18 protein-coding genes are annotated in these 15776 nt (G+C 49.2%); 8 read left to right on the top strand and 10 right to left on the bottom strand.

Annotated elements, in window-relative coordinates; genetic code table 11:
* Positions 1–172: 172 nt before the first annotated feature.
* On the top strand, positions 173–685 hold the full coding sequence (locus tag L976_RS17055) for a DUF1993 domain-containing protein (RefSeq protein ID WP_037423051.1): 513 nt from the start codon (positions 173–175) through the stop codon (positions 683–685).
* A gap of 37 nt (positions 686–722) precedes the next feature.
* Here the strand turns inward: L976_RS17055 and L976_RS17050 are convergent, their stop codons facing one another.
* Genes L976_RS17050 through L976_RS17025 form a run of 6 tightly spaced genes read right to left on the bottom strand, consistent with a single transcriptional unit; the run spans position 723 to position 4635 of the window.
* Positions 723–2039 (bottom strand): sensor histidine kinase, encoded by a 1317-nt coding sequence (locus tag L976_RS17050; RefSeq protein WP_047538662.1) that lies wholly within the window; start codon positions 2037–2039, stop codon positions 723–725.
* A 2-nt stretch (positions 2040–2041) separates the two neighbouring features.
* Positions 2042–2704: a winged helix-turn-helix domain-containing protein gene (locus tag L976_RS17045; RefSeq protein WP_037423056.1), complete on the bottom strand. Its 663-nt coding sequence runs from the start codon at positions 2702–2704 to the stop codon at positions 2042–2044.
* A complete protein-coding gene (locus L976_RS17040) occupies positions 2704–2970 on the bottom strand; it encodes a PepSY domain-containing protein (protein WP_037423059.1) in 267 nt (88 codons plus the stop codon). Before L976_RS17040 ends, L976_RS17045 begins: the two co-directional genes overlap by 1 nt.
* Positions 2963–3526: a diheme cytochrome c gene (locus tag L976_RS17035; protein WP_047538659.1), complete on the bottom strand. Its 564-nt coding sequence runs from the start codon at positions 3524–3526 to the stop codon at positions 2963–2965. The genes L976_RS17040 and L976_RS17035 overlap by 8 nt, the downstream gene beginning before the upstream one ends.
* A 47-nt stretch (positions 3527–3573) precedes the next feature.
* Positions 3574–4005 (bottom strand): DUF1924 domain-containing protein, encoded by a 432-nt coding sequence (locus L976_RS17030; RefSeq protein WP_047538656.1) that lies wholly within the window; start codon positions 4003–4005, stop codon positions 3574–3576.
* A gap of 33 nt (positions 4006–4038) precedes the next feature.
* Positions 4039–4635, bottom strand: coding sequence for a cytochrome b/b6 domain-containing protein (locus tag L976_RS17025; protein ID WP_047538653.1), 597 nt, complete (start codon positions 4633–4635; stop codon positions 4039–4041).
* Positions 4636–4842: 207 nt separating this feature from the next.
* Here L976_RS17025 and L976_RS17020 point away from each other — a divergent pair, with 207 nt between their 5' ends.
* Together L976_RS17020 and L976_RS17015 are read left to right on the top strand one after the other, a co-directional pair.
* A complete protein-coding gene (locus L976_RS17020; protein ID WP_037423071.1) occupies positions 4843–5265 on the top strand; it encodes a ribosomal maturation YjgA family protein in 423 nt (140 codons plus the stop codon).
* Positions 5266–5293: 28 nt separating this feature from the next.
* The gene (locus L976_RS17015; RefSeq protein WP_047538651.1) at positions 5294–5782 is read left to right on the top strand and encodes a hypothetical protein; all 489 of its coding nucleotides are present in this window, start codon (positions 5294–5296) and stop codon (positions 5780–5782) included.
* Here L976_RS17015 and L976_RS17010 read toward each other — a convergent pair.
* Positions 5779–6696: a LysR family transcriptional regulator gene (locus L976_RS17010; protein ID WP_037423076.1), complete on the bottom strand. Its 918-nt coding sequence runs from the start codon at positions 6694–6696 to the stop codon at positions 5779–5781. The genes L976_RS17015 and L976_RS17010 overlap by 4 nt on opposite strands.
* A 137-nt stretch (positions 6697–6833) precedes the next feature.
* On the opposite strand from L976_RS17010, the gene L976_RS17005 reads away from it, so the two are divergent.
* Positions 6834–7595: an SDR family NAD(P)-dependent oxidoreductase gene (locus L976_RS17005; protein WP_047538649.1), complete on the top strand. Its 762-nt coding sequence runs from the start codon at positions 6834–6836 to the stop codon at positions 7593–7595.
* Between the two features lie 69 nt (positions 7596–7664).
* Here the strand turns inward: L976_RS17005 and exaC are convergent, their stop codons facing one another.
* Positions 7665–9185 carry an acetaldehyde dehydrogenase ExaC gene (gene exaC / locus L976_RS17000; protein WP_047538646.1) on the bottom strand — a complete coding sequence of 507 codons (1521 nt, stop codon included), beginning with the start codon at positions 9183–9185 and terminating at the stop codon, positions 7665–7667.
* Between the two features lie 369 nt (positions 9186–9554).
* On the opposite strand from exaC, the gene L976_RS16995 reads away from it, so the two are divergent.
* The gene (locus L976_RS16995; RefSeq protein ID WP_047540656.1) at positions 9555–11414 is read left to right on the top strand and encodes a sigma-54-dependent Fis family transcriptional regulator; all 1860 of its coding nucleotides are present in this window, start codon (positions 9555–9557) and stop codon (positions 11412–11414) included.
* A 58-nt stretch (positions 11415–11472) separates the two neighbouring features.
* On the opposite strand, the gene L976_RS16990 is transcribed toward L976_RS16995, so the two are convergent.
* Together L976_RS16990 and L976_RS16985 are read right to left on the bottom strand one after the other, a co-directional pair.
* Positions 11473–12822, bottom strand: a complete 1350-nt coding sequence (locus L976_RS16990) for an ATP-binding protein (RefSeq protein ID WP_047538644.1) — start codon at positions 12820–12822, stop codon at positions 11473–11475.
* Positions 12823–12836: 14 nt separating this feature from the next.
* The gene (locus tag L976_RS16985) at positions 12837–13523 is read right to left on the bottom strand and encodes a response regulator (protein WP_011621060.1); all 687 of its coding nucleotides are present in this window, start codon (positions 13521–13523) and stop codon (positions 12837–12839) included.
* A gap of 359 nt (positions 13524–13882) precedes the next feature.
* On the opposite strand from L976_RS16985, the gene L976_RS16980 reads away from it, so the two are divergent.
* Genes L976_RS16980 through L976_RS22915 form a run of 3 tightly spaced genes read left to right on the top strand, consistent with a single transcriptional unit; the run spans position 13883 to position 15770 of the window.
* On the top strand, positions 13883–14371 hold the full coding sequence (locus L976_RS16980; protein WP_052184077.1) for a Spy/CpxP family protein refolding chaperone: 489 nt from the start codon (positions 13883–13885) through the stop codon (positions 14369–14371).
* Positions 14372–14421: 50 nt separating this feature from the next.
* Positions 14422–15312 (top strand): cation efflux pump FieF, encoded by an 891-nt coding sequence (gene fieF / locus L976_RS16975; RefSeq protein WP_047538636.1) that lies wholly within the window; start codon positions 14422–14424, stop codon positions 15310–15312.
* Between the two features lie 47 nt (positions 15313–15359).
* Positions 15360–15770, top strand: a complete 411-nt coding sequence (locus tag L976_RS22915) for a hypothetical protein (protein ID WP_081990927.1) — start codon at positions 15360–15362, stop codon at positions 15768–15770.
* Positions 15771–15776: the final 6 nt, after the last annotated feature.

Genomic DNA, 15776 nt, shown 5'->3' with positions numbered 1-15776 from the left:
CATCATTCCTCGTTTCGCGAGCACGAGCTTGCCAGAACGAACAAAATTTAATCTCGAAACGTCAACACGCCCTAGCAAAGCTGAAATTTTAACTCTGTTGAAATCATCTTTTTTGCCCCAATATAGTCTCTAGTGCTGCAATCTGGTGGCGTTTATCACAGGAGTTTATGTCATGCTTTATGATTTAACGGCTGTTCAATTTAGCAAGATGCTGAAAAACTTGAGTCTTATTCTGGAAAAGGGTGAGATTTTTGCCAACTTGAAGAAGGTGGATATGGCGGTATTATTGAATTCCCGCTTAGCACCCGATCAATTTAATCTGATCCGTCAGATCCAGATTGCCTGTGATACCGCCAAGATTGGGGTCGCGCGTCTAACGGGGAATTTAGATACCGTACCTAAGCATGATGATACTGAAACGACTCTGCCAGAGCTGCAGGCGCGTATTGCTTCTGTTATCGAGTACTTAGCCCAATTTACCGAGGCAGATTTTGCCGATGCGGCGACAATTCACGTTTCTCAACCACGTTGGGAAGGTAAGTATTTAACAGGATATGAGTTTGCGATTGAACATGCTATCCCAAACTTATATTTCCATGTGACGACGGCCTATGCGATTTTGCGCCATAACGGTGTGGATGTGGGTAAGAAAGATTATCTCGGCCCTATGCCTTATAAGTCGTAATTCCCATCGCACAGCGAGCATTTGCTTTGCTGTGCGTTTAATGCGGCTGAGGTAATATCACGCTAACTTTTAACCCGCCAAGTGTTGAATGCGTAAAGCTAAGTTCTCCCTGATAACTCTCGACAATATCTTTGCAAATCGACAGGCCTAAACCGTGGCCTTGAACGCTCTCATCGAGCCGAATCCCTCGCTCAGTAATCACCGTTAAATCGCTATCCGATACACCTTCGCCATCGTCGCTGACCTCAATCAGATACGCTCGATTGCTGGTATTTGTCTGTTCAATACAAAGCTGTATCTGTCGACGCGCATGCTTGCAGGCGTTATCGAGCAGATTGCCAAGCAGTTCCAGTAAGTCGTCCCGGTCAAAGGGAATCACCAGTGCTTTATCAAACCGATAATCAATTTTGCGCTCTTGATAAATGCGCTGCATCACTTGGATGAGTGGCGGCAGATCGTCATTGAGCACGGTGAAACGCCCCGGAGTGGAGAGCCCGACGATTTTAGTGCGCTTAAGCTCTCGCTCAATAATATGGTGCAGATCCGCGAGCACCTTGCTGCCTTCGCGTCTTTGCTCTGGCGCTAGGCTATCGAGGTAGGATTGTAACCCTTGCAGAGGACGTTTCATTTCGTGAGCAAGATTACCCAAGGCATTGCGTGAGCGTTGTACCCTTTGGCCGAGTTGATTGATGAGGCGTTCGATTTCCTCAATCAAAGGACTAATCTCTGTTGGCGTGTGCTGGGTATCGATTTCATGCCCGTGGAGCCGCAGTTGCCTGATGGCATCTGGCATTTGCTCTAGCGACTTAAAGCCCCGTTTGAGCAACAGATGCTGGGCAAATAGTAGGATCATTATGGTTAGCAGCACCACAACCGTGGCAAAGCCTAAAAAGCGTAATTGGGTTTGCTCGAGTGAGCTGATGTCTTCGGTCACCCACAGGGTGATGGTTTGCCCATTCTTGACTATGGTTTGGCTGAACATCAGCCAGTGTTCTTGGCCAACGTATTGAGTGGCTTGTTGTTGTTCCCCAACGTTAAGATTGGGGAGTGAAACGGCATGATCAAACAGCGAGCGCGAGCGTAATAGCTGCTCACCGATGTTAATCGCAAAGTAATGACCTGAGTTGACCCTGTGATACACATTGGGGAGCCTGTCTGTTCTCAGCGACCAAGTGCCATCGGCTTGCGGTTCGAGGGCGGAGATCAGGCTATCGGCATCGTGTTGCAGGCGCGAGGCAACAAAGTCTTGGGTTAAGATTTGAATGCCTTGAAATAGCAAATACAGCAATAGTGCCATGGCACAGGTGAGGGTGATAAGCAGGTTTCTAGTGAGATAGGCTTTGAGTGAATACACGCTTATGCATCCTTGAGTCGATAACCTTGGCCGCGCCGCGTCTCGATATAATCTTTGCCTAAGCGTTGGCGGAGTCGGTTGACGTACACTTCAATTACATTGCTGTCTTTGATTTGTTCCTCTTCGTAAATACGCTCGCTCAGCTCGGATTTGGACACAATCTTAGTCGGGTTGGCCATTAAATAATGCAACAGGCGATACTCAATCTTAGTGAGCTCGATAACTTCCCCTTCGGCATTGGTCACTGCTTGTTTATCCACATCGAGAGAGACGCCAGCATGTTGCAGCAGATTATCGGCGCGGCCAAAGTGTCGGCGGATCAGCGCTTCTAATCTGGCGAGCAGCTCCTCAACATGGAAAGGTTTACCGAGATAATCGTCGGCGCCGGCCTTAAGGCCATCGACGCGTTCGTGCCAAGCATCGCGTGCCGTAAGAATTAACACAGGCATCAGCAGACCCTTTTGGCGCCATTGGCTCAGTACGCTTAAGCCCGGCTTACCGGGCAAGCCTAAATCGAGGATCACCGCTTCGAAGGCTTCTTCCTCACCGAGAAAGGCGCCATCGATGCCGTTATTGGCATGTTCAACGGTATAGCCCGCCTTGTTAAGGGCGGGAATGAGGCGAGCTACTAAGTCGGCATCATCTTCAATCAAGAGTAAGCGCATTAGTCGACCTTTTCCTTAAGCCATTCACCCGTTTTGGCATCGATCTTAATCTCATAGACAATGCCATCGTCGCGCAGGATTTCGAGTTCATAGATGATGCGGCCGTGTTTTTGCTCGACCTCAAGGTCGAGCAAACGTCCCTTTAACCGTGATTCATAGCGTTGCATGATGGTGTCGAAGGGTAATACTTTACCCTCCTTCACCCATTCGACCACTTTGTTAGAGAGGTCGTCATCATGGGCTAGACAGCTTGGGCTGTTAATCATCCCAGCGGCCAAAGCCAGGAATATTAACGGTATCTTCATCGAATATGCCCTTCTCTGCGAGGTTGTGGCAATTGCTACATTGGCTGAATGAGCCGACTTTGGGGTTATCTTGCACCATGCGCCTTGGGATCTCATCGTGCTTACGGATAAAAAATGCCTGCTCGGTAATTTTTTGTGGCCCCATATCAACAATTAAAGGTTTGCTATTTTTCATCACCTTACCATTTTGCGCGGCATGTTGAACGAGATATTGCTCAATTCTCGCCGTTGCTTCAGGCGTCAGGCTGGCATCATCACCAAAGTGATTGTTTAGGTTGTTGGTAATTGCCTGCCACTTGTCTGCGGGCAGTAAATTTGCGGGATACGCCATATGGCAGCTGCCACATTCTGCCGAGTATTCTGCATTTTGTGGGATGGCTTGATTCAGCTCGCGACCATCGTCGGCATAACCCGTGCTGGTAAAGGTTAAGCTGAGCCCTACGACGCCTATCGCCAGGGCGAGGGCAGTAAGTGTGGAACCGGCAATCCAGCTTAGGGGATGGGCTTGTTTAGTCATGGTATTTCCTTACGTTTTGCTTACTAAAATGGATGTGGATAACGCCTTTATTGCAAACTTAGCCACAGCAGTACGTCGCCTTTTTCTTGAGGCGTGCACTCGCGTTTAAAGGTCCAGTTACAGTTGCGGTTAAACCATTTCTCAATCTTGGCCGCATCGGTTAAACGGTTACTGGTGAGCGACGGCGCCATGGCCTCAATGGGTTTTCGGGTATTTTGATGCATACCTGGGTCTGTCACTTTGGCGGTGTGACAGCTGGCACAGCTGCGATCCTCACTCTGCTGTAGCCACAGTGCTTGTCCTGCATCGGCGCTAAAGGGGCCTGCACCTTGTGCTTGATATTGTTGCAGTTGTAAGCCAATTCGCTCGGCACTGAGTGGCAAGCTGGCGACCTTGGTATTGGCGGCACTGACATTAACACTGCTGAGCAGTAGCGCAGTGATTGCTAGTCCGATGCTGTGTTTATTCACGTAGTTCATTTCTGACTCCTTTGAACGGTCGAGTTGCGGCGGTTATTGATGTTCATCTTGTTGGATCAGCGGGCGCTGCTTTTTACCTGTCAGCATGGCTCTGACGAGGTTTTCCTTATGCAGCAGGCTGCTGACAATCACGCCGCCGATATGGGTCGCTATTAGAAACAGGCTGAAGTTGGCGAAAAACTCATGTACTTCCTTCAGTGTGCCCTCGGGCCAAGTAGCGAAAAAGCTTGTGGCCAGTGGACCTTGGCCATCGGTGGCATAAAGTGCCATGCCGGAGAAGCCAGTGAACCCTATGCTGAGGATTAGGGCGACTATCATCAGTGCGCCTGCGGGATTGTGGCCGATGTAATCCTTAGCCTTGCCCGTGAAGAGTTCCTTCAGGTAAGTCCAAGCGATGTTCGGACGGGTGACAAAGTTGATAAAACGCGCATGGTGAGTGCCAATCACGCCCCACAACAGGCGAAATACCAGCAGGGTTAAGATGCTGTAGCCGGCGTAACTGTGGATGTTCATCCATTTGTCTTCGCCTTCGGTGAGGTAGGCTAAGGTAAAAAAGCCCACCAATGACCAGTGAAAGATACGGATCAAGGGATCCCAGACGTTGATGTTTTGCTGCATATTTGAGGACATGATCTGTTGCTCCTAAGGTGGTGTGCTTGCAGGCTACTAAAGCCAAACTTAAACGACGCTTAAATTTTGCGGAGTGAACTTGCCCGCTGTTCTGTTGAGTGAACTGGGCAAATAAGTGAGAAATCCATCGAACTAAGCTTGTTAAGGTATTGGTATTAAGCTAGATTTTGCCGCTTCATCTTCGAGAGGTAAGGGAGCAACCTGTTTATGCCAGTCCATCTTTTTAGCCGTCAGCCCGATCGAAAATCTTTTTTAATTTATGCGGTGCTGTTATTTATCATCGAAGTGTTGATCGCCCGTTTTGTGCCTTCGGGATTTATTCGCGGTTTTGTCGGTGACGTGTTAGTCGTGATCCTATTGTTTTGCATGGCGCGCACGCTAGTGCCCGTGGTGAATGCAAAAGGGGAATCAATCAATCGCTTTTGGCACACGCCATGGTTGGCATTGGCTGTGTTGCTGTTTGCCTTCGCTATCGAATTTGGTCAGTATTGGGGCTTAGTGGACAAGCTGGGGCTGGGCGGTAACCGCTTGGCGCGAATTGTGATTGGTAGCCATTTCGACCCACTCGATTTGCTGGCTTATTTTGTGGGATACCTGATATTGATAGGCTTGTATTGGAAGCGAAATTAGCTATTTCAAGGCACAGGAAGGATACAGCATGCAGCCGATAACAGCCTTCACACTGCGAGTGTCCGATACCGAGGCGATCACTCAGCCTTTGTATTTCAATCAGCAAGCTACTGGGGTCAATATTGCGGGAAGGCAGCTTGAGGCCCAGTACCGCTGCACTTTACCCAATGGCACCCAAGGCTATCTACTGCTGACCTCCTACGATTGCCCCTTTGAAGAATCGACTGAGTGCAGCCTGCTCGATGCCAATTTTAAATTAGTAGCGAGTTGCTCCCTCTCGCAGAGTTATCATTCGTTTTTACTCTATGCCCATTGGCCTGTTGCGGATAATGGCCTGCGGCTGCATTACTACGATCAGTTAGTTTGGGATTTGCATATTCTGCCAAGCCGTTTAGGTCGGTTCGGCGGTCCGCGTCTCGCATTTAGCCCCGTAGCCAATCCTGAGTGCGATCCCCGCACGGCAAGCTCGATGGCAGAACTGTCGCAGCGGTTAGCGAATGTCGAGACTGACCGTTAACGTGATACTAAAAAAGGCGTCAGCAATTCGGTTAACCAAGCCATAAATACTTGAAGGCGTTTAGAAAGATGGCGTCTATGGGGATAGAGCAAGCTCACTGGCATTGAGGGCGCTGGGTAATCTGGCAAGATCTCGATCAGTTCGCCAGTTTGAAGATATTTTGCCACCCCAATATTTGGCGCTTGAATAATCCCTAAACCCGCCAGACAGGCCGCGCTGTAGGCATCGGCATTATTGACTGTGATTAGCTTAGGTAAGGCTAGGGCGCAGAGTTCGTGATTATCTTGGCTTAGATACTCAAATCCTGAATCGCTGCCGCCTAACTGGCCAACGTAATGGATGAGCTTATGCCCTTGGCTAAGCTCTTCTATATTCGATGGTTTGCCGTATTTTGCGATATAGCTTGGGCTTGCGCAGTTAAGCATCTTAAAGTGGCCAATCTTTTTAGCGATAACACCTTCTTGCTGCACGCTGCCTACGCGGATCACGCAGTCAAAACCTTCGGCGACGATATCGACCTTGCGGTCGGTACTGCTTAGCTCCAACTCAATTTGGGGATATTGCTCAATAAAGTCAGGAAGATGGGGAAGCACTAAGTTACGCGCAATCCCTGTGGACATATCGACTCTTAAGCGACCCGAAACTTGCGTCGCCTGCAGCTGGAAAAGACTTTCTAATTCTTGATAGTCGGTGAGCAAGTTTTTACAGCGCTCATAACAACTTATGCCATCTTGGGTGAGGCGCACAGTACGAGTGGTACGTTGTAGTAAACGTGCACCTAACGCGGTTTCGAACTGAGCTACCACATTCGACACATGGGTTTTCGACAGACCTAGGCTGATACTGGCTTGAGTAAAACTCTCTAATTCAGCCACCCGCATAAAAATTTGCATGGCTTGCAGTCTATCTTGCATCGCAATTGTTCTCTAATGGCTAACAGTCTTGCCATTTATAGTGTGTTTATCCCTCTTTGTGCAAGTAATAAGCTGTGTGCTGTGGAATCGCCATGTTGTGCGGCGGCATTAACATAGATGAATGAAGAGGATACACAATGAACACAACTCCCATCGCGCTGATCACCGGTGCAAGCCGTGGCTTAGGTAAAAATGCGGCCCTGACCTTAGCCGCACAAGGTGTTGATATTATTCTAACTTACCAAAGTAATGCCGCTGCGGCCGCTGAGGTGGTTGCGGAAATTGAATGGTACGGACGCAAGGCTGTCGCGTTACCGTTAGATGTGGGTGATAGCCAGTCCTTTAGTGATTTTTCTCAACGCGTTAAAACCGCACTCGAACAGACTTGGCAGCGGGATAGTTTTAACTATCTAGTTAATAATGCTGGGATTGGTATCCATGTTCCCATGGCTGAAACTAGTATGGAGCAGTTCGATACTTTGATGAATATTCATGTCAAAGGGCCTTTCTTTTTAACTCAGGCACTGCTGCCTCTGCTTGCCGATAATGGCAGTATTATCAATGTCTCTACGGGGTTAACGCGCTTTGCTGTTCCGGGATTTGGTGCCTACGCCACCATGAAAGGCGCGGTCGAAACCATGACCAAATACTGGGCGAAGGAGCTTGGTCCACGCGGGATTCGTGTTAATGTGCTGGCTCCCGGTGCAATCGAAACGGACTTTGGCGGTGGTGCGGTGCGGGATAATCCACAGATGAATGAGTTTTTAGCGCAGCAAACGGCGTTGGGGCGGGTGGGGTTACCCGAGGATATTGGCGGTGCAATCAGTGTCTTGTTGTTACCCGCTGCGGCGTGGATAAACGCACAACGTATCGAGGCTTCTGGCGGTATGTTCTTATAGTTCAACGCGCTAAAAATAAAGAAAGGGCCAATGGCCCTTTCTTGTTATCAAGGCAAGGTTTCTGCTCGGTTAGAAGAACCCGAGCGGATTGATATCGTAACTCACCAAGAGGTTTTTGGTGTTTTGATAGTGATTGAGCATCATCTTGTGGGTTTCACGGCCGATGCCTGATTTTTTATAACCGCCAAAGGCTGCATGGGCAGGGTAGGCGTGGTAGCAGTTTATCCAAACACGACCAGCCTGAATGCCGCGACCCATACGTTGGGCACGGTTCATATCCCGTGTCCACACACCTGCGCCTAGGCCATATTCAGTGTCATTGGCGATTGCCAAAGCTTCGGCTTCATCCTTGAAGGTGGTGACCGAAATAACCGGACCGAAGATTTCCTCTTGGAAAATCCGCATCTTATTATGGCCTTTCATGATCGTTGGGCTGATGTAATAGCCTTTACTTTGCTCGCCCTCGAGTTGGCAGAGTGAGCCACCTAAGAGCACCTGCGCGCCTTCATCTTTACCGATCGCGAGATAGCTTAAGATCTTATCGAACTGTTCTTGGGAGGCCTGTGCGCCCACTTGGGTTGCAGTATCCAGCGGGTTGCCCTGCTTGATGGTTTGCGCACGGGCGAGCACTTTTTCGATAAAGCGATCGTAAATCGACTCTTGGATCAGCACCCTTGATGGGCAAGTACAGACTTCGCCTTGGTTGAAGAAGGCCAGCAACATACCTTCGACGGCCTTATCTAAATACTCGTCTTCGTGGTCCATCACATCGGCGAAATACAGGTTAGGCGATTTACCGCCGAGTTCGACGGTCGATGGGATCAGTGATTCGGCGGCACATTTTAAGATGTGGTAACCGACTTCGGTGGAGCCAGTAAAGGCCAGTTTAGCGATACGTTTGCTGGTGGCGAGGGCTTGGCCCGCTTCGGCGCCAAAACCGTTGACGACGTTAAGGATGCCGGGCGGCAGCAGATCTTCAATCAGTTCGAGCAGCACAAGGATAGAGACGGGCGTTTGCTCGGCGGGTTTGAGCACCACACAGTTACCTGCGGCGAGCGCAGGGGCGATTTTCCATGCCGCCATCAACAGCGGGAAGTTCCACGGAATGATTTGCCCGACGACACCTAAAGGTTCAGGGAAGTGATAGCTGACGGTGTTGCCATCAATATCAGCAGCACTGCCTTCCTGTGCTCGAATGCAGCCAGCGAAGTAACGGAAATGGTCTACAAACAGAGGCAAGTCGGCGTTGAGAGTTTCACGCACCGCTTTGCCGTTTTCCCAGGTTTCGGCAACGGCTAAGTATTCGAGATTTTGCTCAACGCGATCGGCGATACGCAGCAGTAAATTCGCACGCTCGGTGACCGAGGTTTTTCCCCAAGCGTCCTTAGCGGCGTGGGCGGCATCGAGCGCCAGTTCGATATCGCGGTAGTCGGAGCGGGGAATTTTACAGAAGTTTTGACCATTAACGGGGGAGCGATTATCGAAGTATTCGCCGTTGACTGGGGCGACCCATTTACCACCGATAAAGTTGGCGTATTTTTCCTTAAAGTTAACGATGGCACCAGCGGTTCCAGGTTGAGCATAGATCATAGTGTTTTCCTTCTGTGACTGCCGAATACGCTAAATGTGCAGCGTCTCAGCAAAGGGTCTTGTTGAAATAGGTTTTAGCACTGTTGTTATTTTTATCCTTTGCCAATCGAGTTGACTGACAAAGTTGTTGATTAAGTTGGTGTTCTCTTACGCAACACTTGAGTACTGCGTATAAACGGATATCGCAAGGACAGTGCCAAACTGGCAGGAGTTGTACACTTGTTGAGCTAACAGTATGATGAAAAGCTAATTTTGCAGATCCCAAACAATAGGGGCATTCACGGAAGGAAAGGTGCCCTGTGGTCATTTTGTCATCCAACGACACACCATAGGTGTGCCGAAATGGAACAGCGCTCGGGGAGCATGGCTATGACAGTAAAACCGCATTTCCCAACCACACAGGCATGGTTAGCCGATTCATGGCAGCGCAGCTTAGGTGCTGGCTTATCAGAGTTTCGTGCTGGTGAGGATCTCAGGCTCACGCGCGCTGAACTCAAACATAAACATGAGCAATATCAGCAACTCATCGAATTAGTACAATCCCATGCCTTACCGCTGTTTAATCAACTGATGGCGCACTCCAATAGTCGATTATTGCTCTCCGATGCCGACGGTTATGTGCTGAAACATTGGGGTGTGAGCCGCTATTCCAGTAAGTTAGCGGATGTAGCGCTTGATATTGGGGTTAACTGGCTTGAACAGTATAAAGGCACCAATGCCATAGGGACGGCGCTCACGGCTAAGCAGGCGGTTTCAGTGGTTGGCGAGCAGCATTTTATCCGCCAAAATCGTTTTATGAGTTGTACTGCTTGCCCGATTTTTTCACCCCAAGGCGAGATGCTCGGAGTGCTCGATATCACCAGTGAGCAACAGCGGCATTCACAGCAGACCTTAATGTTAGTGTCGAGTCTGGCGCAGCAGGTCGAAACGGCGCTGCTGTGTCATCTGCCCGATAGCCATTATCGGATTGATTTAGCCGCCGAGCCGAGTTTATTAAGTTCTGGCTGGCAAGGCATAGTGATCGCTGACAGTGATGGGCGAATTGTGGGTTGTAATCCCATGGCAAAACAATTGCTGAGTCAAGCCAAGCTGGGCGATAGCCTAGAGCTGCATTTGGGAGATAGCTGGGCGCGAGCGGGGGGCTTCAATCGGGATTTGGCCCTGCACTTACAGACTCAGGCGTTGGGTGCTACGCAGACCAAAAGTGCGAAGACGATTCAAGATAAGCCGCAGAGTCAATTGGGAGTAAGGTTTCGCGATCCTTTGCTTGAGCGGGCTTGGCAGCAAGCGAATAAAGTCATCACTAAACAAATCCCTTTGCTGGTGCTCGGTGAAACTGGGGTGGGTAAAGAGCAGTTTGTCAAAAAGCTCCATGCCCAGAGCTCGCGCCGGGCGCAGCCGTTAGTGGCGGTGAATTGCGCCGCCTTGCCCGCGGAGTTAGTTGAGTCTGAGTTATTTGGCTATCAGGCAGGGGCTTTTACTGGCGCTAATCGAACTGGTTTTATCGGTAAGATCCGCCAAGCCCACGGTGGTTTTTTGTTCCTCGATGAAATTGGCGAGATGCCGCTGGCGGCGCAAAGCCGGTTACTCCGGGTGCTGCAGGAGCGTGAGGTCGTTCCTGTCGGCAGTAATCAAAGTGTTAAGGTCGATATTCAGATCATCGCCGCGACCCATATGGATTTAGAGTCGCTGGTGTCGCAGGGATTGTTCCGTCAGGATTTGTTTTATCGCCTGAATGGATTGCAGGTGCGCTTGCCTGCGCTGCGTGAGCGGCAGGATATTGAGCGCATCATCCATAAATTACACCGCCGTCACCGCAGCGGCCCACAAACCCTGTGTGCTGAATTATTGGCGCAGCTGATGCGTTACGATTGGCCCGGCAATCTAAGGGAGCTGGATAACCTAATGCAGGTGGCGTGTTTAATGGCCGAAGGTGAGGTTGTACTCGAGATCAATCATCTCCCCGATTACCTTGCTCAAAAGCTAATGGATCTGGCGTTTGAGCCGCACACCTTAACTGAGGTTGTTGAAGCCGAAACCACGGCGCATCCGCACGAACTGGCCGAGTCTAGCTCCGCCACCATCGACTCGCTCCATGGAACCATAAATCTGAACGTGTTGCAGGCTTACCGCGCCTGCGAGGGCAATGTGAGCCAATGTGCTAAGCGTTTGGGGATTAGTCGTAATGCCTTGTATCGCAAATTAAAACAGCTCGGTATTAAGGACTAACGGTAGTTGACTGTTGATAATATAAGCCCCGCTGACGGTGTTAGCGGGGCTTATGTTTTTAGGTCGGTAAACTGATATTGACTTCAAGGCCGTGTGGCTGACGATTCTCGGCTCTGATTTTACCTTTATGGGCGCTAATGGCGGCTTCGGTAATGGCGAGTCCTAGGCCCCAGCCCCCACTTTCCCGCTGTCTTGCCGAATCGGGGCGATAGAAGGGTTTAAAAATCGCTTCAAGTTCAGCAGGATCTATCCCCGGACCATCGTCTTTAATTGTGATCTGTACTTGGCCGCTGGCTTGGCTCGCGCGCAGGTGAATATCGCTCTGGGCATAACGAATCGCGTTGCGCAGCAGGTTTTCTATCGCGCGAGACAGGGATTTGGGGTAATGGCTGAGTTCGATGGCTTCATCGATATCGATAGTGATCTTTTTGCCCTGTTGATCGGCTTCAAATTCGGCATCGTCCAATACTTGGCTTAGCGACTCGGCTAAGCCAAGGCGTACCTTAGTCTCATTGGTGCTAAGTTTGACCCGCGATAGCTCCAGCAGCTCGGCAATCAGTTGTTCTAATTGCTCGGCCTCGTAGGCAATGCGGTCGGTTTCAGTGGTCTGCTGGCCTTTCTTGCGGGCCAGTGCCAGTGACAATTGCAGGCGGGTCAGTGGGGTGCGCAGTTCGTGGGAAATATCACCCATCAAACGTTGTTGATTTTTGACCATGGCCTCAATCGAGTCCGCCATGCTGTTAAATGCAGTGGCGAGTTGGCCGATTTCATCGTTACGTTGGGTGGTTGCTTTATCCACCCGATTGCTGAGATCACCTTCTGCGAGGGCATCTGCACTTTTCTTGAGTGAACTGAGTGGCTTACCCAAATGCCAAGCGAGTAGGGCGCAGAGTAATCCCGACAGCAGTATGGCCAAACTGAGGGTGAGTAGTTTGTTTTCGATAAAGAAGAAGAACCAGGGCCGAGGATGAATATCTGGCAGTCGACCATAGAGAAAATAGGTTTCTCCCTCCAGAGTAAATTGGTGTGGGCCAAATACTAATTCATCTTTAAATTGGTGGCTAATTGGCTGTTTTTCTTCATCGGCCATCAGCATAAAACTGCGTACACCACGGCTGATTCTATTGGTGTTAATCACTTGGCCTTGGCTATTGGTGAGATACAGCCGCAGTGGTTTGCCTTCCATATCTCGATGCCTCTCCCAGCGGCGCAGAAAATCGGACTTAAGCAGAGTTGGATTTTCTTGAATGCGCTGCGCTACGGTCGCCAGTACTTTTTGCAGGTGGGGCGGTATTGGAGCGCGGTCGTGATTTTGTTGCAACAAAGGCAACAGCCCGACTAAGGCAATAATCAACGAACTACAGAGCCAAAATCCGAGCAGTAATTTGATAAATAAGCGATTAGGCACAGTTGTTCCCGCCGTTATGGTAACCAGATATAACCTTTGCCACGAATGGTTTTCACCCTGGGCCTGCCATCGCTGCGCTCGGGAAGTTTTTTACGTAGATTCGAGAGGTGCATGTCTAGGCTGCGATCGAATGGCATCAATTTTTTACCCAGCACAATTTCATTGAGCTCTTCTTTATTCATCAACTCGCCAGCATGGAGCGCTAAGGTGTGCAGCAGAGTAAATTCTGTGCCCGTGAGGATGATCAGTTGCTCATTGCAGTAGGCTTCTTGGCGTGAGGGATCTAAGCGTAAATCACCAAACTCCTGCGCCGGGGTGGCGTGAATTTCTTGGGCGGTTAAGTGTGAGCGGCGAATAATGGCGCGAATACGGGCGATAAGCTCCCTGTCATTGAAGGGCTTAGGTAAATAGTCATCGGCACCGATCTCAAGCCCTACCACTCGGTCAATTTCATCACCTCTGGCGGTGAGCATCAGCACTGGAGTTTGCTTGTGTTGGCGCAGGGCGCGCAGCACTTCAAAACCGTTTAATTTAGGTAACATCACATCGAGTAAGATCAGATCGTAATCCCCTGCAAGGGCCAGTTCTAGGCCTTGCTTGCCATCGTAGGCTAACGTGAGTTTAAACCCTTCGAGTTCGAGTAATTGTCCAAGGAGTTCTGATAAACCGAGATCATCATCGATTAATAATATCCGACTCATAGTGTTCCTTAATCTGGGTGAACGGGTGCTGCAAACCGGCATGGGCTCAGTAAATCGCAGGCACTTTTAGTACTTTGCCTGAGTATACCCCTTTTGATGTCAATTGCTGTGTAGCAATGTAAGCCAAAGTAAAGAATAGAGAATCTGTTTTACCTAAGCGAGTTCCAGAGTCGAGTTTCTGCTCCTTAAGGTGGTTCGGGTATGGTTATTGGCGCAACTTTACACTGATTTACTCAGGTCACGACCTCACTTACATATGAGGCTTTAGACTGTTATCGTCGAAAGTGATTCGGCTTTTAAAAGGGTCGTCACTATTTCTTATCTTTACAACATGAAGTTGAATTATTGAGGTTAATATGATGAAAACATTATCTCCTTTAAAAGCAGGTCTATTTGCCATCTTAGCAAGCTCCGCAGTATTGGCGACAGCAGTGAGTGCTGAGCCTAGCCAAGGCTGTGATCATTCTCGTGGTGAGTTTCATAAACGTGGCGATCGCATGGAGCATGATGGCATGCATAGAATGTTCGAAGGATTAGACTTAACTGATGCACAAAAAGCAGACATTAAAAAACTGTTTGCTGAGCAACGTGCAGCACGTAGTGATGATAGACCTTCGAAGGAAGAGCGTTTAGCGCACCGAACTGAAATGCATGGGTTGATCACCTCGGCCACCTTCGATGAGGCGCAAGCTAAGGCACTGCTGAGTGCTCAGCAGGAAAAACGTCTAACGCAAGCGATTGAAAGGATGAAGATGCAGAATCAAATTTACAATCTGCTGACGCCCGAGCAACAAGCTAAGTTTAAAGCGCGATTTGAAGCACACGCTGCTAAAGAACCTCGCAGTTAAGCTTGTAAGCTGATATACAATAGGGTCATAGCTTCCCGATATAGACCCCTATGACTGAAACTTCCCAATACGATTTTTGGGTCAAATTAGCTAGTCGCGCTTCCGTGGCTACTGCTTTGACCCTTATCACAATCAAACTGTTAGCTTGGTTGTATTCCGGTTCTGCCAGTATGTTGGCATCCTTGACGGATTCATTCGCCGATGCACTCGCTTCGATTATCAATTTTATTGCCATTCGCTATGCTCTCGTTCCCGCAGATCATGACCACAGATATGGCCACGGTAAAGCTGAGCCATTAGCCTCGCTAGCGCAATCGGCTTTTATTATGGGTTCGGCATTTCTGTTGCTATTTTATGGCGGCGAACGTTTGCTAAATCCTTCACCCGTTGAAAATGCCACCTTAGGCGTAGTGGTTTCTGTAGTCGCAATTGTGCTGACACTCGCCTTAGTTTTGCTGCAAAAACGGGCGCTAGCGGCAACGAATAGCACTGTGGTTGAAGCCGATTCGTTGCACTATAAGTCAGATTTATTTCTCAATGCCGCAGTGCTTTTAGCACTCATATTGTCTCAATATGGCTGGTGGTGGGCGGATGGTCTATTTGCAGTACTGATTGCCTGTTACATAGGCCGGCAGGCTTTTGATTTAGGTTACCGCTCGATTCAAGCATTGTTAGATCGTGAGTTAGATGAAGAAACCCGCCAGCGGATAAAACAAATTGCTAAGGAAGATCCAAGAGTATTAGGGCTTCATGATTTACGGACGCGCCAAGCAGGTAAAACCATTTTTATTCAATTCCATTTGGAGTTAGACGGCCATTTAAGCCTAAACGAGGCCCACAGTATTGCCGATACCACAGGGCTTAGGGTAAAGGCCGCCTTTGAAGATGCCGAGGTGATTATTCACCAAGATCCCGTACAAGTGGAGCCAATGACTCAATAACCGCGGTAAAACACTAAAGCGATTATTGACATACCAAAGGAGTGGTTATGCCATGGATGCAGCGGCAGTCTCACCTGTTTGATGCTAATACGCGGCTCATCTGCCGTTATCATCGATTGTCGACTCGCTTTGAGTTGATTGCCGAGCATGTCCCCAGCGCGAGCGGGGGACTTGACTCAAACCTCTCTGATCATAATCTAGTGAATCTTCCTATGGGCGTTTGGAGCGAGCTTATCCTGCGTCAATCCTTATATTATTGGCCGAGAATTATTCCGTTCAATATTGCGCAGCGGGAGTATCGACTACATGTTTGGCCATTATTAATGTGGCGCAGCCGGGTAATTTGTGCACTATCGGGAAAAGTCATGATTAGTGAATGCCTCGATGAGCGAAAACGTCGTTCCCTTATTCGTTGGTGTTATTTCGCGATTATGAATGTATTGCGAGTCGTTAGTTAATGCTTA

This window comes from Shewanella sp. ZOR0012, from assembly GCF_000798835.1.
GTDB lineage: Bacteria > Pseudomonadota > Gammaproteobacteria > Enterobacterales > Shewanellaceae > Shewanella > Shewanella xiamenensis.
This window is presented reverse-complemented; position numbering and strand designations above follow the sequence as displayed.